Source organism: uncultured Winogradskyella sp. (assembly GCF_947498345.1).
In the GTDB taxonomy this organism is placed as follows: Bacteria; Bacteroidota; Bacteroidia; order Flavobacteriales; family Flavobacteriaceae; genus Winogradskyella.
On sequence record NZ_CANMJY010000008.1, the window covers coordinates 129,377 to 152,020 of the forward strand.

The 22,644-nt window shown below is 33.5% G+C and carries 16 protein-coding genes; 3 read left to right on the forward strand and 13 right to left on the reverse strand.

The genetic code is table 11. From position 1 onward, the window contains the following. Positions 1–27: 27 nt before the first annotated feature. Positions 28–1,899, forward strand: coding sequence for a PLP-dependent transferase (locus Q0912_RS12030; RefSeq protein ID WP_299115374.1), 1,872 nt, complete (start codon positions 28–30; stop codon positions 1,897–1,899). Here the strand turns inward: Q0912_RS12030 and Q0912_RS12035 are convergent. The 8 genes from Q0912_RS12035 to Q0912_RS12070 form a co-directional block, all read right to left on the reverse strand. Beyond that, positions 1,888–2,322, reverse strand: a complete 435-nt coding sequence (locus Q0912_RS12035; RefSeq protein WP_299115376.1) for a TlpA disulfide reductase family protein — start codon at positions 2,320–2,322, stop codon at positions 1,888–1,890. The genes Q0912_RS12030 and Q0912_RS12035 overlap by 12 nt on opposite strands. A gap of 3 nt (positions 2,323–2,325) precedes the next feature. Continuing rightward, the gene (locus tag Q0912_RS12040; protein ID WP_299115378.1) at positions 2,326–3,240 is read right to left on the reverse strand and encodes a hypothetical protein; all 915 of its coding nucleotides are present in this window, start codon (positions 3,238–3,240) and stop codon (positions 2,326–2,328) included. A 19-nt stretch (positions 3,241–3,259) separates the two neighbouring features. Continuing rightward, positions 3,260–4,612: a Mur ligase domain-containing protein gene (locus Q0912_RS12045; RefSeq protein ID WP_299115380.1), complete on the reverse strand. Its 1,353-nt coding sequence runs from the start codon at positions 4,610–4,612 to the stop codon at positions 3,260–3,262. A 160-nt stretch (positions 4,613–4,772) separates the two neighbouring features. Further along, positions 4,773–6,176, reverse strand: coding sequence for a TolC family protein (locus tag Q0912_RS12050; RefSeq protein ID WP_299115382.1), 1,404 nt, complete (start codon positions 6,174–6,176; stop codon positions 4,773–4,775). Further along, positions 6,177–7,535 (reverse strand): biotin/lipoyl-binding protein, encoded by a 1,359-nt coding sequence (locus Q0912_RS12055; RefSeq protein WP_299115384.1) that lies wholly within the window; start codon positions 7,533–7,535, stop codon positions 6,177–6,179. 11 nt (positions 7,536–7,546) lie between these two features. Beyond that, a complete protein-coding gene (locus tag Q0912_RS12060) occupies positions 7,547–9,208 on the reverse strand; it encodes an ATP-binding cassette domain-containing protein (RefSeq protein ID WP_299115386.1) in 1,662 nt (553 codons plus the stop codon). Next, positions 9,195–9,887: a TetR/AcrR family transcriptional regulator gene (locus Q0912_RS12065; RefSeq protein WP_299115388.1), complete on the reverse strand. Its 693-nt coding sequence runs from the start codon at positions 9,885–9,887 to the stop codon at positions 9,195–9,197. The genes Q0912_RS12060 and Q0912_RS12065 overlap by 14 nt, the downstream gene beginning before the upstream one ends. Before the next feature lie 117 nt (positions 9,888–10,004). Next, a complete protein-coding gene (locus tag Q0912_RS12070; RefSeq protein WP_299115389.1) occupies positions 10,005–10,958 on the reverse strand; it encodes a tetratricopeptide repeat protein in 954 nt (317 codons plus the stop codon). Between the two features lie 150 nt (positions 10,959–11,108). Between Q0912_RS12070 and Q0912_RS12075 the strand changes: the two genes are divergently transcribed. Beyond that, entirely contained in the window at positions 11,109–17,201 is a 6,093-nt protein-coding gene (locus Q0912_RS12075) for an MG2 domain-containing protein (protein WP_299115391.1), read from the forward strand. A 102-nt stretch (positions 17,202–17,303) separates the two neighbouring features. Then, positions 17,304–17,675, forward strand: a complete 372-nt coding sequence (locus tag Q0912_RS12080) for a DoxX family membrane protein (protein ID WP_299115393.1) — start codon at positions 17,304–17,306, stop codon at positions 17,673–17,675. Between the two features lie 52 nt (positions 17,676–17,727). Here the strand turns inward: Q0912_RS12080 and Q0912_RS12085 are convergent, their stop codons facing one another. From Q0912_RS12085 to Q0912_RS12105, 5 genes are all read right to left on the reverse strand, one after another. Beyond that, a complete protein-coding gene (locus Q0912_RS12085; protein ID WP_299115395.1) occupies positions 17,728–19,011 on the reverse strand; it encodes a hypothetical protein in 1,284 nt (427 codons plus the stop codon). 119 nt (positions 19,012–19,130) lie between these two features. Then, the gene (locus Q0912_RS12090; RefSeq protein WP_299115397.1) at positions 19,131–19,652 is read right to left on the reverse strand and encodes a DUF4136 domain-containing protein; all 522 of its coding nucleotides are present in this window, start codon (positions 19,650–19,652) and stop codon (positions 19,131–19,133) included. 47 nt (positions 19,653–19,699) lie between these two features. Further along, the gene (locus tag Q0912_RS12095; protein ID WP_299115399.1) at positions 19,700–20,413 is read right to left on the reverse strand and encodes an ion transporter; all 714 of its coding nucleotides are present in this window, start codon (positions 20,411–20,413) and stop codon (positions 19,700–19,702) included. A gap of 14 nt (positions 20,414–20,427) precedes the next feature. Continuing rightward, positions 20,428–21,426, reverse strand: a complete 999-nt coding sequence (obgE, locus tag Q0912_RS12100; RefSeq protein ID WP_299115401.1) for a GTPase ObgE — start codon at positions 21,424–21,426, stop codon at positions 20,428–20,430. 61 nt (positions 21,427–21,487) lie between these two features. Then, on the reverse strand, positions 21,488–22,597 hold the full coding sequence (locus Q0912_RS12105) for an adenylate kinase (protein WP_299115403.1): 1,110 nt from the start codon (positions 22,595–22,597) through the stop codon (positions 21,488–21,490). Positions 22,598–22,644: the final 47 nt, after the last annotated feature.

Below are 22,644 nucleotides of genomic sequence, written 5' to 3' on the forward strand. Positions count from 1 at the left end.
TCTTTACCATCCATAAATATGGAATGTATGCAAGACACAAAAATCCTTAATTATATAAAAGCCGTATTAGAAAATATGCCAAGTGATTGGCTCAATTTAACAACACATCGGCTGGATATTTACAATGAAACATTAGCAAAAACAGAATTCATAGACCAATTTGAATCTCTGTTTAAAAGCAACAGCTTTGAGGCCTTGATACTTGCTAAATTACCCACAGCCTATGACTATATTCGCTTGGGTCATCCTTTGTCTTGTGTTTTAGAATGGACAATTGCCAAGTTGCAACACCAAAAATCAGAACATGTAATTGGTTTTTCGTCACAAACAATCCCTGTTTTGGCAATTCTTAGAAAAAATTTACTCGATAATAAAAACACTCAAATTCTTTACACAGACAAACTAACTGAATGCTTTGATACTGAGCTGATAAAGCGTGTTTATGGTTATAATTTTGAATTAAAACAAGTTGAAAATATTGACGCAATCACACAATTTGATGGCAGCAATGTCTTTATTTCAGAGCAAAATAAGGTTGAAGCTGTAAGTCTAAATCCGCATATTGATTTTTACGTGAATTTATATTCAGACTTAGGAAGTATTTTAGTTATAAATGGTGAAGATAACACAGATTACATATCGGACATACAGCATGTGAGACGACGAGAAACCATAGCTATGACACCTACAAATTGTGTAATTGCTTTAAAAGCGTTAACTGATCAAACTTCAATTATTACGCAAAACCTTAGTATTGAAGATCATAAAACCAGCGTATTACATTCCATAAAAACCATTACGAATTCATCATCTAAAGCAATCGTTGGCTCCAGTGGACTCTCGGTTCAGTATGCCATTATGATGGGACTTATTGATGAGGCCTTAAAACAACATCAAGGAAAAGCTATTAAATTTATTGTACCTACTAACTGTTATGGAGGTACTAATGATCAAGCAAGACGTGTTGCTGTTTGCTTAAACCATGTTGAAGTTGTGGATTTAGAAGTCGACGGTGATAATGATATGGTGCAAAGTTTAGAAAACGTTTTAAGTAAAATTGCAATCGAAGACGCTGTACCCTATATCATTGCCGAAATCCCAACAAATCCTCGTGTAGAAGTCCCGGACTTAGAGCAATTAAAGGCAGTTTTAACCAAAGTTAGACAAACACCAAAAGGTGAAATCGCTACTGCACCAGTTTTTATTTTAGACCAAACGTTTTGTCCTAACCTTAACTTTTTAGGAGACAATGAAACCCTTTCAACAGTAAAGACTATTGCTTATGTTAGCGGTTCTAAGTTTCCTAGTGGCGGAAAATGTACTGCAGGTTATTGTGTAGCGAACAAAAAAGCAGAAGCTTTAATGCACAGCATAAAGCAGCATCTTAATGTATGCGATAACGAAGCCACAGATTTGCAGTATAAAATCTTAGCAGAACAACTGCCATCCATGTTGCAACGTATTAGCAACGCCTATACCAATACACGTGAGTTTGTAACTTTCATACAAGATATCTTGCCTGATGCCAAAATTAATTTTGTATCAGAAGCACTAGCTGCCCAAGGATTTACACCTTCTGTTTTTTCACTAGACCTTCCAACGCAAGGTGATACAGCAGAAGAAAAGGAAACCTATAAACGTGAGTTAAATCATAAGCTTATTAGTCTTATGATTAATAAAATCCCCAATGAAAGCAAGTATTGTGTAAGCTATGGGCAATTAAAAGGTTGCTATTGGACCATACCTGCAACCTCAACACAAGGCACAACGAAAGAAAGTGATAAAGATTATATTGCAAGAGTAGCTGTATCTCCAGATTTAGATTTAGAAAAACATAAAGAGGTGTTTAAAGCCTTTGTTGAAAATATTCAGATGAATAATCAGATATCAATTCAATAATTCATCAAGTAGCACTCTTGTCTTTTCAAAAGAAGGTCTTGGTGCTTCAGAATCAATTATTTTCCCTTCTGGATCTATTAAAATAAATCGTGGAATAGAATTTACCGCATAAGCATTCATAAAATCACTATCAAATGATTTGTCTGCAAAAAGCTGAATACCGCCAAGTTGCTTATCTATTATAAATTGCTTCCAGGTATCTTTCACCTTTTCTTTATCTACCGAAATACTCACAAAAACTATATTTTTATTATGATAACGCTCTTCAAGTACTCTTAAATAAGGTACTTGTTTAATACACGGACTACACCAAGTTGCCCAAACATCAATATAAACATACTTACCTTTTAAATCTTCCAAGCTAATGATTTTGCCATCCACAGACTCATAACTAAATACTGGAGAAGTATCTCCTTTTGCCAAGCCCTATGACTTCATTACCTCATTGTATTGCTTTTCTGCAGCCTCAATAAAAGGTTGATGAGTCGTAACCATCTTTATTAGGTCGAGATAGTCTTTAGCGCGCTCTTTATTTGATGAAATTTTTGAGTAAAATCCATTTACTAAAGTGATAGCAGTATCTCGTAAAGGAACCTCACGCAATACATTTAACATTTCATCTGCATTTGGTGCTGCCTCAATTTTTTTACTCCAAATTGAATTCACCAAATAGCGATAGTAAGGTTGTTTTTTATAATCATCTTCTTTGTTCAATTTAACTTTATCAAGTGGCTTATAAAAGTCTAACGAAGGTGATATTTCATCACCTAAATAAAATTTGTAACTGTTGGCATAATTTTGAATACTTAGTAAACGCTGATACTCTATAGATTTCCTTTCAGCTACTTTAAAAAAGTCTTCAGTAGTGGATTGCTCTAATTTCTTGAGATGAACCTGTTTTAGGTTTTCAATATTCTTTAAATACGTTGATTCATCAACTTTATAAAAAGCTTCTAAATCCTTGGTGAGTTCTTCATCAATAGCTGATTTTTTAGCGAGATAATTATTTCGCGCTGCACCTTTACCTTCAAACACAAGTGTTTCATCAAAATGCTCAGCATCAAAACTTATATACAATTCATCTTTTGGATATAGATATATATAAGCCGTATTACGACCATAAGTCAAAAAATAAAAGCCCTCTTCTATTTTAGTAGATAGTTTGAAATCTCCGTCATCATCTAGGTCAGCTGAAGTTACTTCTTTATAATCGAAAAAAGTAATCTTAATTGAAGTGGCTGAAGGATTACTGACTTTGCCAGAAACTATAACTTTACCTGATTTAGCAAATACAGAAATACTAAAGAATAGAATAGAAAGTGTAACAATAGTTTTGTACATATTTTTAATTTAAAGATTATTAAAAGAACTTTTTCACCTCATCAAAATCCAAACCACCATAATTACCAGAACTCATTAAAAGCAGGGATTTGTTGTCAAAATTTTGCGAGAACAGAAAATCTTTAAAATCGTCTGGGTTGGTATAGATAATTAAATCCTCACGTTCAAAAGCTGTTGCGATTTGCTCGTGAGTTACTTCTTCTAACTTTTTAATTTCTACAGCATGAGGTGAGTAAAATACAACGGCAACATCAGCAACGTCTAAAGCCCCTTTATATTCTTTTAAAAATTCGGCGTTTAAACTACTGTAAGTATGCAATTCTAAACACGCCACTAAAGTTCTATCACTATACTGTTCTTTAACCGCTTTAGTTGTAGCTTCTACTTTACTAGGTGAATGTGCAAAATCTTTATAAGCAACACTTTTAGAATTCTCGGCAATTTTTTCTAAGCGTTTACTTGCTCCTTTAAAGGTAGAAATGGCCTCGTAAAAATCGTCTTCGTCAATACCCATATGCTGGCAAATCCATTTGGCTCCAGCTAAGTTATTAAGGTTATGTGCTCCAAATACCTCAATTGGCATTGGCCCTTCAGGTGTTTCTAATAGGGTTTCACCATTTTCAACGGTGTATTCTGGTGTTTGGTAGGCAATCTTTCTTATCTGGTTTTCTGAAGCCTCCACGACGCGCTTCACCTCAGCATCTTCTTCATTGTAATTAATGCTTCCTCCTCTAACAATAGAATCTACAAAAATGCTAAACTGCTCAACATAATTCTCGTAAGTAGGAAACACATTAATATGGTCCCAGGCAATACCACTTAACAAGGCAATATTAGGCTTGTACAAGTGAAATTTTGGTCGTCTGTCTATTGGAGAACTCAAATACTCATCTCCTTCTAAGACCATAAAATCATTATCTTCCGTAAGTTTTACCATCACATCAAAACCTTCGAGCTGTGCTCCAACCATATAATCCACGTCGCAATCGTGATAATGCATCACATGCAAGATCATTGAGGTAATGGTCGTCTTTCCGTGACTTCCACCAATAACAACACGTGTTTTATTCTTGGCTTGTTCATACAAAAATTCAGGATAGCTATAAATTTTCAAACCCAATTCTTGAGCTTTAAGCAATTCTGGGTTATCTGCTTTAGCATGCATCCCCAAAACAATGGCATCTAAATTGGGTGTTATTTTTTCTGGATACCAACCAAAAGCTTTTGGCAATAGTCCTTTGGCTTCTAATCTTGACTTTGAAGGGTTAAAAATTTCGTCATCACTTCCTGTGACTTTATAACCTTTATGATGAAGAGCTAGAGCTAAATTGTGCATCGCGGCACCACCAATAGCAATAAAATGTACGTTCATAGTATCCTTAAATAAGTGTTGTAAAAATACTATAAGTTTTTTGAAAAGGGAAGAACAATAAATATATCTAAAATGTCTGGCAGAGCCTAGTCGAAGCCATTTGAATCTATAACTTAACTAAGTACTTCGACTGTACTAAGTGTAGCATCAGAAACACATTTTATAACTCAGGATTTACTGCTAAACTATTAAACAATTTTGCTTTTGTGCTAAAAAACTTATTCTGAATTTCTATTGCTTTTAACTGTCCATCAATAAGCTTAGATTCTCGTGAGTTAACCAAAAACAATGAACTTTCACCCAATTCAAACTTACGTTCTTCAGCTTGAAGCATACGCTCGTAATCCGTAACCATTTGAAGCGTTATTTCATTTTGAGCAACATACGATTCTAGCTCTTGCTTTAAAGCATCAATCTTATTCTTCAAGGTAACACGTGTAGCACCAATTTCAAACTCAGTATCTCTTTGCTTTATTCTTGCTAACTTTAAATCTCCACGTTCTTTCCTTAAAAATAGCGGAAAGCTGACATTTAAACCTCCTTTATATTCTGCTGTATTAAATGTCCTTGCCACATCTGGAGTCTCTGTTAAAAAGTTATACTCAACATCTATTCTAGGCAATAACCGGTTTGCTTTTAAGCGCGAATCGACTTCTAAGCCCTGTAACTTATAATCCAAGGATAATATCTTTGGGTGTGATTCTATAATAGCCTCATCGGTTTGTAACTGATTGATATTAAACGTAGCATCTACTATTGGCTCAGTGTCTACATCTGGAATAACATCTGGTTGCAATTCTACCGGTATATTATTTTCTAACCATAAAAAGTTAGAGAGCTCTAAAGCTGCTTTCATCAACTTTACTTTAGATTGCTCTAAACTTAGCTTTCTGTTATTTAAGGCAATTCTGGCTTCAGTAGCATCAATTTCTGCATTTTCACCTACCTCAACTCCTTTAACAATACCTCTATAACGCAATTCTGCATTGATCAAAAAGTTTTCGAATAACTTTAATTCATTGTAGGCTTGCAGCCACTCAAAATACACAAGCGATGCTTCAAACAAAATGTTGTTTATATAAATATCGCGATCTGCCTTGGCTTGTTCTCTAAATAATCTGGCTTGTTTTAAAGCAGCCATTCTATCATTAATCCATAGACCTTGACCCAAAGGAACAGAAACACCAGCGCTATATAGACCATCATCTGGTACAAAAGCTTCGGGATTTAAAAAATCTCCTGAGTTTTCCTCGAATGTTCCTTTCAATTCTACACCAAACCAAGTCGGAATTTTAAAAGTACCATTGAGCCTATCAAAATATTCAGTGTTTTTAAACTTCTTTCTATCATAATCAATTTCGAGTTTTGGATCAAAAGCACCTCTGGACTTCATTAGTTTAGCCTGACTCTCATCTATCACTAATTGAGCCTGCTTAACAATAGGATGAAACTTTTTTACAAAACCTAAATACTCATCAAAACGAAGTACTTTATCTAAACTTTCATTTTGAGAAAATCCCATAAAACTGAAACTGACGAGTAATCCTATAAACCTTAGTCTCATTTAATGTCCTTTTTTAGTTTTTGCTTTAGTAGCTCCCTCTGGTTGGTAATAATTAGGAGGAAAACCATTTAACTGTCTCCACAATTCAAACCAGATTGGCACATCGTCTAACAATGCCATTGTAAATGCTCCTGAGCCAGCTCTAATGTCTTTAGGCCATTTATGATCATCCTCATCTGGTGCCAGCAGAACTCTAAATCTACCGTTATCGCTAATAAAATTCTCTATAGCAACAACTTTTGCACCATAAGTTCCGTAAGAAATATTTGGCCAACCACTAAAGACAATTGCAGGCCAACCATCAAATTGAACTCTTACTTTTTCACCTAAATGCAATAATGGTAAGTCTATTGGCTCTACAAAGGTTTCTACAGCTAAATCTACCTGAGCTGGCATAATACCAACTAAGGATTCTCCTTCCTTAAAGGTCTGTCCTACTCCACCTCGCAATGCCTTGTTGATATAACCATCGTAAGGAGCTGTTACAAACTGTAGTGCATTTCGCATTTTATAATTAGAATATTGGTTGTCTAATTTTGTCACTTGAGCTTCAGTATCGAATTGACTAGACTGTGCCGTAAACTTATCACTCTGCGCTTTTGAAATTTTATCTGCATAAGAAGCCGTAACTCGAGATATTTCTACCTCAGCATTGATCACTTCATTTTTACTGGTCAATAATTTATTTTCTTGAGAAATTAATTTGGCTTCTGTTTCCTGAAGCTTTAATCGCTTATCTTCTACATCTCGTGTCGCTTTAAAACCTTCTTCTTTAAGTGTTACTGTTCGATCAAATTGACGCTGAGCAATTTGCTTGTTTGTCTTTGCTGCTTCAAAATCAATGCTATCGCTTTGTACCTTTAGCTTAGATTGTAATAATTTATTTCTAGCTTGTTCTAATTTTAAGCCACGTTCATTAACCAATGCAGCAATTTGCCTATCCAAAGCTCTTACTTTTTCTTCGTAAGAACCAACAGATTGTGCTTTGGCATCACGTTGCTGAGCTGTTCGCTCCACTAAATTAGGATCAAAGTACTCGCTTTTTATTTCTGAGATTTTCATAATTGTATCCCCTTTAGCTACAAAATCTCCTTCGCGTACAAACCACTGCTCTATTCTACCTGGAATCGGAGATTGAATGGTTTGAGGTCGTTGATCTGGAGTTAAGGTGGTAACATTACCTCTACCTGTAATATTTTGTGTCCAAGGCAGAAATAAAATGATTACACCTATAATAGCAAAGGCCCCTAAAAAACGATTAAAATATTTATAGTATCTACCGTTAAAGACACGCTTGCTTGATTTATAAGTTGAAAGGTCAACTTTTTTATTCAATGGGTTATTCGAAATATTCAACATAGCTGTTCTTTTTAGATAATTTCACCATTATTTAAAGTTATGACATCTGTACAATCACTAGCCCAATCTTTATTAAAGCTTGCAACAATCAATGCCCATGGATTTTCTGGCGATGTTAATGCTTTAATTATACGTTTGGCCTCAGATGCTTCAAAATGTTCTAAAGGCTCTTCGAGCACTAATACTTTAGGCTTTTTTAGAATTGCCCTGGCTAAAATAATTTTCTTTGCAACTGTAAAAGACATTTGTTTACCTTCAGGATAAATAATTGTATCTAACCCATTTTCTGTTTGTTTAATATATTCTCGTAAGCCAACAATCTCTATAACTTTATTGATCTCGGCTTCTGTAATATCTTTATTAACTAACGTAAGGTTATCTTTTATACTACCTTCAAACGGTGTCTCTTCTGCCAACGATAACCCTAAACAAGATCTATAGTTATTAAGGTGTATATTTTGAAGTGATTCATCATTAACAAATATTCGGCCTTTTGTAGGGTGAATAATTCCAGAAATCATTCTAAGCAAACTCGATTTACCCGAACCGCTTGGACCTTGAATTAAAACACGACTCGATGGATGGATTGTAATTGACACATTATTTAATATAGGTTGAGCTCTATTTGGTACTTCGTAAGTCACATTATCAAATTCAATTTTTAAATGCTCAGCAGTATCAACTTCAATTCCATCTTGTGGTTCTAATTTTTTATCTACTACCTGTCCCATTTTCTCTAAAGAGGTTAAAACATCATAAAATGATTCTAATCCTAAGATGAGTTTTTCTACAGATGCGATAACCAATAAAATAATGATTTCTGCTGCAACGAACTGACCTATATTCATTTCCTGGCTAAGCACCAAGAGTCCACCAATAACTAAAAGACCAGCAGTTACAATGACTTTAAAACCTACCATCTGTATAAATTGAATTATCAGAATCTTAAAGTGGTTTTCCCTGGCTTTTAAGTAGCCATCTACCAGTTTGTCGTTTTTATCCAAGGCCAGAGAGGTGCTGCCAGAAATCTTAAAACTTGTAATAGCTCTAGCTACTTCTTGAATCCAATGTGCCACCATATACTTCTTCTTAGATTCAATTAAGCTTGTATACATTCCCTTTTGAATGGTAAACTTAAAAACGATATAAATCAGCAAGATTAAAAGAAAGCCAAATGCTATAAAAAATGGATGATAAAACGATAACAATATCAATGCAAATACAATCTGTAAGACTGCAGCAGGTACATCGATAAGTAATTTAGCCAATCCTTTCTGAACAGTTAGTACATCAAAGAAGCGATTTGCTAACTCTGGCGGATAATAGTTACGCAATTCGTTCATTTTTATCTTTGGAAAGCGATATGTAAACTCAAAAGAAGCTCTCATAAAAATACGTTGTTGTACAGTTTCTATAATTCGCATCTGCATAAGCTGTAATATGCCCACAAAAACGACTCCTAGAGTGACTAAAATAACCAGCACTATCCATGATGTGCTAACTTGTGCACCTTGTATTAAATTGATAATTGCCTGAATACCTAATGGTAATGTAAGACTAATTAATCCTGAAAATACTGCATAGTAGATTACTTGCAATAAATCCTTTTTTTCTAATCTTAAAATTCCCAGGAAACGTTGCCAAGGTGTTAGAAGAGGTTTATCTTGATTCATCTGTTGTTGTCTTTAAAACGTTTTGAGTTAGGTTGATAAAAAATTCGGTTGGAGTGACATCTTTACCACAGTCTGTGATTGAACTAAAATGTGCCTTTAAAAAATGCTGATGCAATGCACCTTCTACGATAGTACTAGCGAGACTCGACGGAAACTTATAATCAGGATCTACCTTGTTAATAAATTCACTTAAACGTTTAATGAGCCTTTTGTATACCACAAAATAGCCTTCTTTGTTTTCGCTATCTACCTCCTTTGTTAAGTAAGATTTAGAATATTCATTAATAATAATTCTATTTAACACTACTTCATTAATATGAGTAAAGGCTATATCTTCTTTAATGGTTCTTGTAACTATATCTATTGCTTTATGTAATTGCAATTTATTATCTGGCACATTGTGGGTAGCAAAAACCAGTTGATATTCTATCCATGCCCAATACCAAGATGTAAGATATAAAAGTAGCTTATGCTTACTCTCAAAATAACGGTAAATAGAACTTTCATTTGACCCGATCTTATTCCCTAGTTTTTTGAATGTAAAACTGTCGAAACCTATTTCATCGATCAACAAAATACTATGTCCAATGATACGCTTACCTAAATCTGATGATTCTGGATCTTTAATAAAGATTTTATCAGGAACTGATATTTTTAAATTTGACAGTAAATTAATCATGATTAAAATATTTGGTTTCAAATATAATAGTAATACTATTAATTTTGCATATTTAACAAATATTTAAGTCATTAATAATTTTAATGATTTACATAAATAATATTTATACGTACGATACTAAAGCCTGTAAATACTAGATTTTTCCTCTTTAAAGACTTTAATTTTTGGTAACCCAGCAATGGCTTTATCAATCCATTTAAGGGCTTCTGTCTTATTATTTTTGTGTTTGTAGATTTGTGCTAAACGATAATAAGCCCAAGCTTTAGGCACTCCATCTTTGGCAGAATGATTAGACAAATAGGTCTTTAGGCACTTCTCACCTTTATCTAATTGCAAGTTGTAATCCGCACAAACTTTGCCAATCTGATAATGCATAGCATTACGTTGTAATTTTTGCTGAGCTTCCTCTAGATTATCGATGGCTTTATTTGGTTTTCCCTGTTTTTCATAAAACGTGGTTAGCTTATCATAACAAGTTACCGAACCACCTACTTTTATAGCTAAGCGGTAGTATTTTTCAGCCAACTCAGGTTCGTCATCATATTCATAGACATAACCTTTTGCTAAGTAGCCATCTACTTTTGAAAGCTTTTGGAGTTCGTTAGCATATTTTAGTGCTTTTGAGTTGCTTCCACCCACAATACCTGGTAGAGAAACATACAATTCTACTAAAGCCCAACGTGCATCAATATGGTTTGGGTCTAATTCTGCAGCTTTTAAAAAAGCACGTTTTACATCACCAATAATCCCCAAAGCTTTAAGTTTACTAATACTTAATGCTTTCATACCTAGAGCGCCACCATACTTATAGTGATAATTGGCATTTGTGGGTTCTTTTTCTTTGAGTTTTTCGTATTGTTCAATGGCTTCATCCCATTTCTTTTGATGCCCATAAGCATCACCCAAAAGTTCAATAGCTTCTTTATCATTAGGATGAGATTCTAAAAATGAAACTATTTCATTTTGAGCATTAACAAACGCTTTTTCGGCAATAAAGCTTTGCGCTTTTTCTTTTGAAGTCTGAGAAAAACAAAAGGATGATATAAAAAAAATACACAGAAACTTATTCATAGTAATTAGCATTTTTTTACAAAAATACAATTTATTAACGTTCCGTTTCACTCTCAAATTGTGTAACTTCACTCATCCAAATAAGAGACTCACTTCTTATTGCTTTTTTTGGAATACCTTTTGAAGGTATTTTGTAGAAAACACATACTGATGAAAAATTATATCTCTATACTCATGCTTATTTGCTTTGCTTTTTTTTCTAATGCTCAAAATCATTTTGAAAGCCAATGGGAAGCTGTAATCCAATTCGAAAAAGAAGGCCTTACCAAAAGTGCTTCGGATTTGGTGGAAAAAATATACCAATCTGCAATCCATAAAAAAGATAAGCAACAACGTATTAAAGCTTTGCTTTACAAAAGCAAATACATGTTAACGCTTCAAGAGGATGCTCAGCTCAATATCGTAAAAGACTTTAAATCTGAAATTGATATTACAGACGATATAGTAACCAAACATTTATTAGAAAATATGCTAGCTACATTATACTGGCAATATTTTCAACAAAACCGATATAAGTTTTATAACCGGTCTAAAACAGCAGAAAAAGTTGATGATATAGATTTTAGAACCTGGGATTTAGAAACGCTTTTCAACGAAATACATCTCTATTATCAACGTTCGCTTAAAAACGGTTTAATGCTTCAGTTAGAATCTCTGGAGAACTATAAAATACTTTTAAACGAAGCCAAGAGCTCTAAAATTTACAGACCTACACTTTTTGATTTATTGAGTCATAATGCGCTACAGTTTTATAAAACAAGTGAAAATAGTATTACACAACCTGCTTATAAATTTAAAATTGAAGATGAAGCTCTTATCGATAATAGTGAACAATTCATTAATCAAAAGCTTGAATCTAAAGATTCATTATCTCTACAGTTAAACGCTTTAAAAATCTATCAGAATCTTTTAAAATTTCATCGTAAGGATAAAGTAAGTAAAGCTTTTGTTAATGTAGATATTGAACGCTTAAAGTTTGTTGCTCAACACGCTACTTTTAATCATAAAGAAAATGCATTAGTACAAACTTTAAATGCAAAGGCTAAAGAGCTAAAAGACTCATCGTTATCAGCTTTATATAATTTTGAAATAGCCACAGTTTATAAAGACTTAGGAAATCTATACAATAGTAATAATAGCCATAAAGAAGTTAAAAATACTTATCGCTGGAAACTTAAAGATGCTATAGAATTATGTGATACTGTAATTTCAAAATACCCTGAGAGTGATGGAGCCAATCAATGTAAAATTTTAAAACAACAGATACTTATATCGAGTTTAAGCATTTATGCTGAAACATATATTCCTATAAATTCAGCATCTCGAATTTTAGTTAACTATAGAAATTTAAAAAGCTTAGATTTTAAGATTTACAAAGTCAATAAAAGACAGCTAGAAACTTTTAACAAAACCTACAATGTTGGCGATAAAATTAAGTTTTTCAAAAATCTGGATGCGGTAGAGGCGTTTTCAAGCACTCTAAAATCTGAGGGGGATTATCAAGAACATCGTACTGAAATCATTGTTCCTGAATTAGCAAACGGATTATACCTTATAAAAGCAGAAACTGACACAAAAGACAATGTTTTTGCCACTGCGCATATTCAAATCACAGATATGGCATTGGTAGAAAGCGTGCAAAATGATGCGGTATATTACCAACTTATCAATAGAATTAACAGCTCACCAATTACCAATGCTAATATTAAGCTAAGCTATAGAAACAATAGAAATAAGACATTCACTAAAAAGTTAAGTACTGACCGTTTTGGTAAGTTTAAGTTTAATCGAGATAACAACTATTACAGAGCTGTTGAGATAAAAGCAACTTATAATGATGAGATTGCCTTTTTTGGCAACTATCACGTAGGTAGAACATACGATCGCAACGTCAATAACGACACACAATACAATGTCTTTTTATTTACTGATCGTAGCATATACAGACCAGGACAGACGGTTTACTTTAAAGGTATAGCAACCGCTACAAAAGACGAAAAAACAGAAGTCTTCGCCAATAACGCTGCTAAAATAACACTCAAAAATGTAAATGGTGAAGACGTTGGTGAGCTCATGTTAAAAACCAATGAATTTGGCTCGGTTAGTGGTGAATTTATTTTACCTAACGATGGACTTACAGGCAACTATACTATTGAAATGTTCTCAGGAACGATTGGTTACACCTATTTTTCAGTAGAAGAATATAAACGTCCAAAGTTTAAACCAGAATTTCAACCGATTGCAGAAACCTATAAAGTCAATGACAGTATAACTGTAAAAGGCACGGCATTAGCGTTTGCTGGTAGTAATATTACGGATGCTAAGGTCGTTTATCGTGTAAAGCGCCAAGTACAATATCCTGATTGGTACTATTGGAGACGACCATTTTACAATTCTGAACTACAGGAAATAACATTTGGTGAGACCAAAACAAATGACAAAGGTGAATTTGAAGTGGTTTTTAAAGCATTACCTGATGAGCGTGTTTCAAAAGACAACCTACCTGTATTTAGATACGAAGTTTCAGCAGATATTACAGATATTAATGGAGAAACCCGTTCAACAACTACTATAGTTAATGTTGGATATCACGCTATGACATTAAGCATAGTTGCACCAGAAGTCATTAATAAATCTAAAAAAGACATTACCATTTCTTTACTATCTCAAAATTTAAATGGTGAAAACGTCCCTGCAAAAGGAACGATTAAAGTCTATAAACTCAACGCACCAAACTATGTATTACGAAACAGACCTTGGAATGCGCCAGATTATCAGGTTATAACTCAGAACGAATTTAAAAGACTATTCCCTCACGACCCTTATAATAACGAACACCTATTAAATAATTGGGATCGAGGAGAGCAAGTTTTTAGTGCTGATTTTGATACTGAAAAAGAAAAAACCATCACTTTAAAAAGGTTAAAGAAATGGGACTCTGGAAAGTATATTATTGTCGCTGAAAGCAAGGATCAATTTGGACAAGACGTAAAGGATAAAGTATACACATCTCTTTATAGTAAAAATGACAAAACCGTTGCAAATCATCAATTATTTGAAGCGTCTTTAGATAAAGACAGTTATAAAATTGGTGATATCGCAAAGCTCACCCTAGGTTCTGCGGCAAAAGACATTACAGTAACTTTAGAAGTTGAAAAAGACAACAAAATTATTGTAACGCAATTAGTAAAACTCAGTGATTCTAAACAAACAATTAGCATTCCTGTATTAGAAAATGATTTAGGCGGCTTTGTAGTGCATACCAGTTTTGCTGCATTTAATAGTTATATACCTCAAAGTTTTAGAGTTAATGTACGTTATCCAAAAACGGATCTGGAAATTGAAACTACGACCTTTAGGGATAAGCTACAGCCAGGACAAGAAGAGACCTGGAGTTTTAAAATAAAAGGTCCAAAAGGAGATAAAGTATCTGCTGAATTATTAGCTGGCATGTATGATGCATCCTTAGATGAATTTGTACCACACAATTGGAATTTTAATCCAATCAACAGATCACAGTATTACGGAAGGCTAAACAAAAGCTTTAGACAGAGTTTTGGGAATACTAATTTTAAATTGTTTAATCGTTTTGCTTACCCAAATGGATATGCAAGTCAAAGTTATGACCAATTGAATTGGTTTGGGTTATATTTTGGGTTTGGTAAAACTAAATATTTAATTAAAGGCAGAGCTCCTGGAATTGAAATCAATGAACTTGCTAGTGAAGCTTTTGAAGCAGATGAAGACTTAGAATCTGTAGTCGTAATGGACGTAAATAATAAAAAAGCTCTTGTTTACAATCAGTTAACAGAACAAAGTGGTGGAACTGTTATTGCAAAGAGAGCTGAAAAAGAAGGGCATAATGAAGAATCATTAGACTCCGACAACATCCAAATCCGAAAAAACCTAAACGAAACCGCATTTTTCTTTCCACAGTTACAAACAGACAAAGAAGGTAATGTAAACTTTAACTTTAAAGCACCAGAAGCTTTAACTCAATGGAAATTACAATTGTTAGCGCATACCAAAACGCTAGAAAGTGCAGTTACCCAATTAGAAACTGTGACTCAAAAAGAATTGATGGTGATACCAAATGCTCCTCGTTTTTTAAGAGAAGGTGACAAAATCTCAATTAGTACTAAAATTGCTAATCTCACGGAAAAAGAGTTATCAGGTGTTGCGCAATTGTTGCTAACAGATGCCGTGACAGGAAAATCTTTGGACGATGAATTGTCAAATTCATACAATGAGCTTGGTTTTAAAGTTGATGCAAAAAGCAATACACAGGTCACTTGGAATTTAGATATTCCTGAAGGTATCCAAGCTGTACAATATAAAGTTATCGCAAAATCTGATGACTTTAGTGATGGAGAACAAAATGCTCTACCTGTATTATCTAACAGAATGCTAGTTACAGAAACCTTACCAATGTGGGTGCGATCTAATGAAACAAAGACGTTTACACTAGATAAGTTAAAAGATAACACCTCTACGACGTTAACGAATCATAAGTTAACATTAGAGATGACCTCAAATCCTGCTTGGTATGCGGTTCAGGCTTTGCCTTATTTAATGGAATACCCTTACGATTGTAATGAGCAAACCTTTTCCAGATACTATGCTAATGCATTAGCACAGCATATTGTAAAATCGAATCCAAAAATTGAAGCGGTTTTTAACCAATGGAAATCTCAAGAGGCTTTATTGAGTAATTTAGAAAAGAATCAAGAATTAAAATCATTATTGATACAAGAAACACCATGGTTGCGAGATACTCAATCTGAAACTGAGCAGAAAAAACGTATTGGTTTGTTATTCGATCTCAACAAAATGAATAATGAGCTAAGCTCAGCCTTACGCAAACTAAAACAAAACCAATTACCTTCTGGTGCTTGGCCTTGGTTTAATGGTGGTTATGCCAACCGTTATATAACACAACACATTATAGCTGGTTTTGGTCATCTAAAGCAACTTAATGTGGTTCAAAATGGTAATGAAGCATCAATGATTTCAAATGCTATTCAATATTTAGATACCAAATTTGTAAAAGAATATAAAGACTTAAAAAAATATAATAAAAAAGTAGATTTAAATAAGGATCACTTGTCTTATACGCAATTACATTATTTATATGTGCGTAGTTTTTATCCAGAAATCAAAGTCTCTAAAGACGTTGAGAAAATTATGGATTATTATAAAGGTCAAATTAAAAAGTATTGGTTATCACGCTCATTATATGCAAAAGGTTTAATGACATTAACCATGTATAGAATGAATAACGATAAAACTGCTGGTAAAATTTTAAGATCATTAAAGGAAAACAGTATTACATCCGAAGAGTTAGGCATGTACTGGAAAGCAAATACCAACTCATGGAACTGGTATCAAGCACCTATTGAAACACAAGCCCTATTAATTGAAGCCTTTTCTGAGGTTGGAACTGTTATTCAAAGTGAAACAAAGAATATTGAAGACATTGATAACCTAAAAATATGGTTATTAAAAAATAAGCAAACCAACCAATGGAAAACCACTAAAGCTACTACAGAAGCTGTATATGCTTTACTATTACAAGGCAGTTCTTGGCTAAATGTTACAGAAATGGTTGATGTAAGAGTTGGTGATGAGACTATATCGTCTTCAAGATTAGAAAATGTAAAAGTTGAAGCAGGTACAGGCTATTACAAAACATCTTGGACAGGTTCTGAAATTCAATCAAAACAAGCAGAAGTTACTATCACTAAAAAAGGAGATGGTATTGCTTGGGGAGCATTATACTGGCAATACTTTGAAGATTTAGACAAGATTACTTCTGCTGAAACGCCATTAAAGTTGAGCAAAAAACTCTTCTTAAAAACTAATACTGATAAAGGTGAAGAAATCTCTGAGGTTACCTCAGACACAAAGCTCAAAGTTGGAGATTTAGTTAGAGTAAGAATTGAGCTATCAACTGATCGTTCGATGGAATTTGTTCACCTTAAAGATATGCGAGCCGCAGGTTTTGAGCCTATTAATGTCTTATCGCAATACAAATGGCAAGATGGTTTGGGCTATTATGAAAGCACCAAAGATGCTGCAACAAATTTCTTTATTGATTTTTTACCTAAAGGAATTTATGTATTTGAATACGACTTAAGAGTTAATAATGCAGGTAATATGAGTAACGGTATTAGCACTATACAATCTATGTATGCGCCTGAGTTCAGTAGTCATAGCGAAGGTGTTAGAATATCTGTAGAGTAAGCATTTTGTTAGTTAAATAAATGGGCAACGACAAAGTCTCTAAACAGGTACGAAAAATAATTTTGTAACTTGTTAAATAATAACTAACAAAATTATACGATTATGAATTCAAAAGTTTTTATGGTTCTAAGAATTTTACTTGGAATCTTTATCCTCGTTTTTGGAGTAAACAAATTTGCAGGTTTTTTACCAATGCCAGAATTATCTGGTGATGCAGCCGCATATTTTGGTGCATTAGACAGTTCTAAAACATTGATGTTAGTCGGTATTGTTGAAATCATTGCAGGATTGGCATTAATACTAAATAAATTTGGCGCTTTATTGGCCTTAATCTTAATGAGTATTTCTATTAATGCGTTCTTATTCCATGCGGTTTTAGATCCTGGTGGAATTGGTGGATCAGTGGTATTACTCGTGCTAAATATTCTAGTGCTTTACGGTTATAAAGATAAATACAAAGAATTATTGAGTTAATTCTTTATAAGTTTAATAAAGCGGCTTTTAAAAGCCGCTTTATTATTTTTAATCATCTGTTATATGGATATTCACTTATCCAATGGAAACCACGATTAGTTAAAGTAAAGTCTTTAATACCGAGACGCTTACATGATCCATAAATGGTATCGCCTTTGAAAATAAAGTTAAAATCTAAACCAGTACTGTCTATTTTCTTATAGTTAAAATCAAAACTTTCAGACTGTTCACTCCAACTCGTAAGCTTTAGTCTACCTTCGACTAGGCTATCCTTTTTCACACCATAATAGCTGGCACCACCATCAGGAAATTTACGAACCTGTAATGACCCTTCTCTTTGAACAGCTATTGACTTCCAGAGCTTCTCATTTTTGTAATTAGTAATTGTATCACCATTAATACTAAAATTTGTGATTTCATAAGCACCATATAATTCTGGTTTTGGAGCTTCTGAACCGTATAGTTTTTGGGAATCTAATGCATTAACAAAACCATAGATAAAGACATAACCAAGTAACAAAGCCTTAAAACTGTTCATGGCTAGATTCAATCCTTTATTAAACTTTGGCCGTTTAACTATATCTAAGGTTGTACTGATATTAGTAAAGAAAAACAACACTAATCTCTTTATATCTCTGGATAGTAAAAACAAGGTCATAATAACTAAATGTGTAGATAAAATCTTTACAGGCACATCATAAAAATAATTAACAGCCATAACATTCATTGCTGTCATTAAAGTTATCAGTGCACCAAATGTCATAGTTCTTCTAAACAAAAGTAGTCCCGCTAATATTTCGGCAATACCCATAAACATATTATACCCTTTAGAAAAACCTAAAAAAGTCCAGGCTAATCCCATTGGCGAAGACTCTCCATAAGGTTCTAAAAGCCTATAGAAGCTTGGGTAAGAAAACTGCAATTGAATTACCTTAACCATACCATAACTTATAAGCATTAGTCCAACATAATATCGCACTCCCATAGTTAGCCAATAATAGAGCTTAGTGTAGTCATTTCTCTTTCTATCAATTATCGACCAGATTAGAGTTCCAATAGTAGCGATTAAAAAAGCTGTAAGTATTACCAAATAATCAAATAGTGTATCACCACTACCTGTCATTTTAGTAGTCACTGCTTCTTCTATACCATAAAGATTAGAAGCCAACCAGCTTATAAATTTTTCCATACCTTGCATAGGGTATGCAAAGATTTTATACCAAAATGGAAAAGCTCCATTATTTTGAAATAGAATGATTTGAGTAAAATAAATAAAAATAAACCTGAATCCTATTTTTTCAAATAGCGACCAAGAAGCGTTTTTGATTGATGTCATTGTAATTTAAGTTGGTTAAAAGCTGTTATGCTTTGTAGTTAAAGCCAATCGTACTCTATAATTAGCCTGATGCTCATATCATAAAATTGATTACGCATGAAAAAGCAGAATAGCAAAACTTATTTCTTAGGCGGATACCCAGCAAATATTTTATCGATCAATTTAGCGAAAGTAGCCTCACGTTTTTCTGGAGATGCATTTGGTCTATATGTACTTTCACTAACCGCTTGCCAAAACAACTTTTCGTTTTGAGATTTATCGACAAAGTCAATAATAATTTGTCTAGTATTTTGATTTCCTCCTAAAGGAATTCCTACAGAAACTCCTCCAAAGCCACCTCTGCCTCCACCACCAGCTCCTACACCAACACTAGAATTGTTTCTATTCATTACGTCCTGGCTTTGAATATCAATAAAAAAATCTGGGTTATCTGAGCGTGTTAATCCCATAGCAGAAAGTTTAGCATCAATAGCTGTCATTATGCGTTTATTATCCAACTGACTTAAGCCCGTCTGCATATCATCAAAATAATTATATGTCTTGTATTTTGTGAAATCAGTAGATTTCTCGTAGTCATAGTTAACTACAGTACCACATGATGTAACAAGTAGAAGCAGAAAAAAATATTTTAGAGTTTTCATTTTTATTTTAAAGGTATTAAAAAATGAAATCACTAAGAAAACTTTAACTATTCTTCTTCAGAATGAGGCTCTACAACTTTAGTTAAAGAAGAAGAAATGATTCCGGTTGGTATGGCTACAATACCCAAACCTATTAGCAAAATTATAAATGTAAAAACACGCCCACCAACAGTTATAGGATATACATCACCATATCCAACAGTGGTTAAGGTTACTATAGACCACCAAAGACTGTCAAAAATTGATGAAAAATGTTCTGGTTGTGCTTCATTTTCAAAGTAATAAATACCTATGGCAGCAAAGTAAATTAATACCAGCGTTACACCCATAAATAAGACAATCTGTTCTTTAGCCATTAGCATTGCTTTGGTAAAATGGCGCATCGCTCTGTTATATCGTACCAGTTTTAAAAGTCTAAAAAGCCTAAATAATCTTAATACTCTGAGCGATCTTAAATCTACACCAAAGGAGAGGTAAAACGGTAGTATAGCTAGAAAATCAATAATTCCGAAAAAACTAAAAATAAATTTTGGTTTGTTATCCGCGACATAGATTCGTGCTAAATACTCCAGAGTAAATACAATTACACAAAAAATCTCAATAGAGTTAAGTATAACTTCGGTTTGTGGTTTTAAATTTGGAAGCGTTTCAACAGAAAACGTAATCACAGAAAGTACAATCAAAAACTGAATAAAAAAGGCAAAACTCTTACTGAGCTTATTATCATTATATTCTACAATATTTTTAATCTTTTCTTTCATTAAAGGACTTTAGATTAGTCATTAAGCATTCTCCATAATTTATCTTTTAGTTCCGTTAAGCCTTGTTCTGCTACAGATGAAATAAACATGTACTGACACTCTAAATCTTTATCTAAAATAGTAGACATTTCGGACTTAAGTTCATCATCTAACATATCTGATTTTGAAATGACCACAAAGCGTTCTTTATCTAACATCTCTGGGTTATAACGTCTTAACTCATCTACCAAAATTTCATATTGTTCAACAATATCCTTGGCATCAGCTGGTATCAAAAACAATAAAATGGAATTGCGCTCAATATGCCTTAAAAAATAATAGCCTAAACCTTTGCCTTCAGCAGCACCTTCAATAATTCCTGGAATATCAGCCATTACAAACGACTGAAAATCACGATATTTTACGATACCTAGATTGGGTTTTAGAGTGGTAAATTCGTAATCTGCAATCTTAGGTTTTGCAGATGTCAATACCGATAGTAATGTAGATTTACCAGCATTAGGAAAACCAACTAAACCAACATCGGCTAATACTTTAAGTTCTATGGTTATATCCTTTTCTTCATGAGGAATTCCGGGCTGCGCATAACGTGGTGTTTGGTTTGTTGGGCTTTTAAAATGCCAATTACCACGACCGCCTTTCCCTCCTTCGGCTACTATCTTTTCTTCGTCATTCTCGGTAATTTCAAAAAGAATATTATTAGTTTCTGTATCTCTAATGACAGTTCCTAAAGGCACTTCTATAATGGCATCTTCACCATCTGCACCAGTACTTCTGCCTGAACTTCCATGTTCTCCGTGACCTGCTTTAATATGTCGCTTAAACTTTAAATGAATTAATGTCCACAGATTAGAATTTCCACGTATGATAACATGTCCACCTCGACCACCATCGCCTCCATCAGGACCACCTTTTTGTATATACTTTTCGCGATGTAAATGTGCAGAACCTTTACCTCCGTTACCAGATGTTACATGCATTTTCACATAATCAACAAAATTTCCTTCAGTCATAATTGAGTTTAAAGTTCTAAGTTTAAAGTTTAAAGTTTAAAGTTTAAACTCGATTGACGAGCTAAAGCTTATCCAGCACCTCACTTAAGCGCACCGTAATTTCTTCTATGCTTCCTACTCCATTTACACCAAAATATTTGTTCTGGTTAGAATAGTAATCTTTTAAAATAGCTGTTTTATTGTAGTATTCTTTTATTCTGTTCCTTATAATACTTTCATCTGCATCATCTGCACGTCCACTTGTTTCACCACGCTTCAATAAACGTTCAACCAATACCTCATCGTCAACCTCTAGAGCTACCATTGCATTGATTTGAGAATCTTTAGTATCCATTAGATCATCTAGTGCTTTGGCCTGCGCATTGGTTCTTGGAAACCCATCAAAGATAAAACCTTTGGCATCAGCATTTTTTTCAACTTCTTTATTGAGCATATCAATAGTAACCTGATCCGGTACTAATTCCCCTTTATCCATGTAAGACTTAGCCAACATTCCTAAAGCAGTTTCGTTCTTAATATTATATCTAAAAACGTCTCCCGTAGAAATATGTACTAAATCGTATTTTTCTTTTAAGAAATTTGCTTGCGTTCCTTTTCCTGCGCCTGGAGGTCCAAATAGCACAATGTTTGTCATGTGTTGTGTAGTTTTTAATTGATAAACGTCTGGTAAATCTCTTCCTAATCCATCATAGTCTAAACCATAGCCAACAATAAATTTATTTGGGATTTCTATACCGACATAATGAAGCTTAAAATCTTTATCATAGGCTTCTGGTTTGTAAAATAAAGTTGCAATGATTAATTCTTTTACATTTTCATTCTTAAAAATGCGATGCACTTCTTCTAAAGTTTTACCCGAATCTATAATGTCTTCTAAAATAACTACAGTTCTTCCCGTTAAATCCTGAGTTAAGCCAATTAAACGCTGAATATCGTCAGTTGATTTCACTCCCTCATAAGATGCTAGCTTTATAAAAGTAACTTCACAAGGTTTAGGGTATTTCTTCACAAAATCACTCACAAACATAAATGAGCCATTTAAGATACCTATAAAAACTGGCATTTCATCTCCCAAATCTTTAGCCACAGCATCTACCATATTTTGCACAGCTGTATCAATTTCTTTCTCAGAAATGAAAGGTTTGAAGTATAAATCGTGAAGCTTTAACACTGTCTTAATATTTTAGAAATGCAAAGATAATCAAATGATTATCGATA

What these genes read in the sequence shown, in the direction of transcription:
- Q0912_RS12050 (WP_299115382.1), bottom strand. Translation starts at nt 6,176, where the DNA reads ATGAGACTAAGGTTTATAGGATTACTCGTCAGTTTCAGTTTTATGGGA.
- Q0912_RS12055 (WP_299115384.1), bottom strand. Translation starts at nt 7,535, where the DNA reads ATGTTGAATATTTCGAATAACCCATTGAATAAAAAAGTTGACCTTTCA.
- Q0912_RS12030 (WP_299115374.1), top strand. Translation starts at nt 28, where the DNA reads ATGCAAGACACAAAAATCCTTAATTATATAAAAGCCGTATTAGAAAAT.
- Q0912_RS12060 (WP_299115386.1), bottom strand. Translation starts at nt 9,208, where the DNA reads ATGAATCAAGATAAACCTCTTCTAACACCTTGGCAACGTTTCCTGGGA.
- Q0912_RS12040 (WP_299115378.1), bottom strand. Translation starts at nt 3,240, where the DNA reads ATGTACAAAACTATTGTTACACTTTCTATTCTATTCTTTAGTATTTCT.
- Q0912_RS12080 (WP_299115393.1), top strand. Translation starts at nt 17,304, where the DNA reads ATGAATTCAAAAGTTTTTATGGTTCTAAGAATTTTACTTGGAATCTTT.
- Q0912_RS12065 (WP_299115388.1), bottom strand. Translation starts at nt 9,887, where the DNA reads ATGATTAATTTACTGTCAAATTTAAAAATATCAGTTCCTGATAAAATC.
- Q0912_RS12090 (WP_299115397.1), bottom strand. Translation starts at nt 19,652, where the DNA reads ATGAAAACTCTAAAATATTTTTTTCTGCTTCTACTTGTTACATCATGT.
- Q0912_RS12075 (WP_299115391.1), top strand. Translation starts at nt 11,109, where the DNA reads ATGAAAAATTATATCTCTATACTCATGCTTATTTGCTTTGCTTTTTTT.
- Q0912_RS12045 (WP_299115380.1), bottom strand. Translation starts at nt 4,612, where the DNA reads ATGAACGTACATTTTATTGCTATTGGTGGTGCCGCGATGCACAATTTA.
- Q0912_RS12070 (WP_299115389.1), bottom strand. Translation starts at nt 10,958, where the DNA reads ATGAATAAGTTTCTGTGTATTTTTTTTATATCATCCTTTTGTTTTTCT.
- obgE (WP_299115401.1), bottom strand. Translation starts at nt 21,426, where the DNA reads ATGACTGAAGGAAATTTTGTTGATTATGTGAAAATGCATGTAACATCT.
- Q0912_RS12085 (WP_299115395.1), bottom strand. Translation starts at nt 19,011, where the DNA reads ATGACATCAATCAAAAACGCTTCTTGGTCGCTATTTGAAAAAATAGGA.
- Q0912_RS12095 (WP_299115399.1), bottom strand. Translation starts at nt 20,413, where the DNA reads ATGAAAGAAAAGATTAAAAATATTGTAGAATATAATGATAATAAGCTC.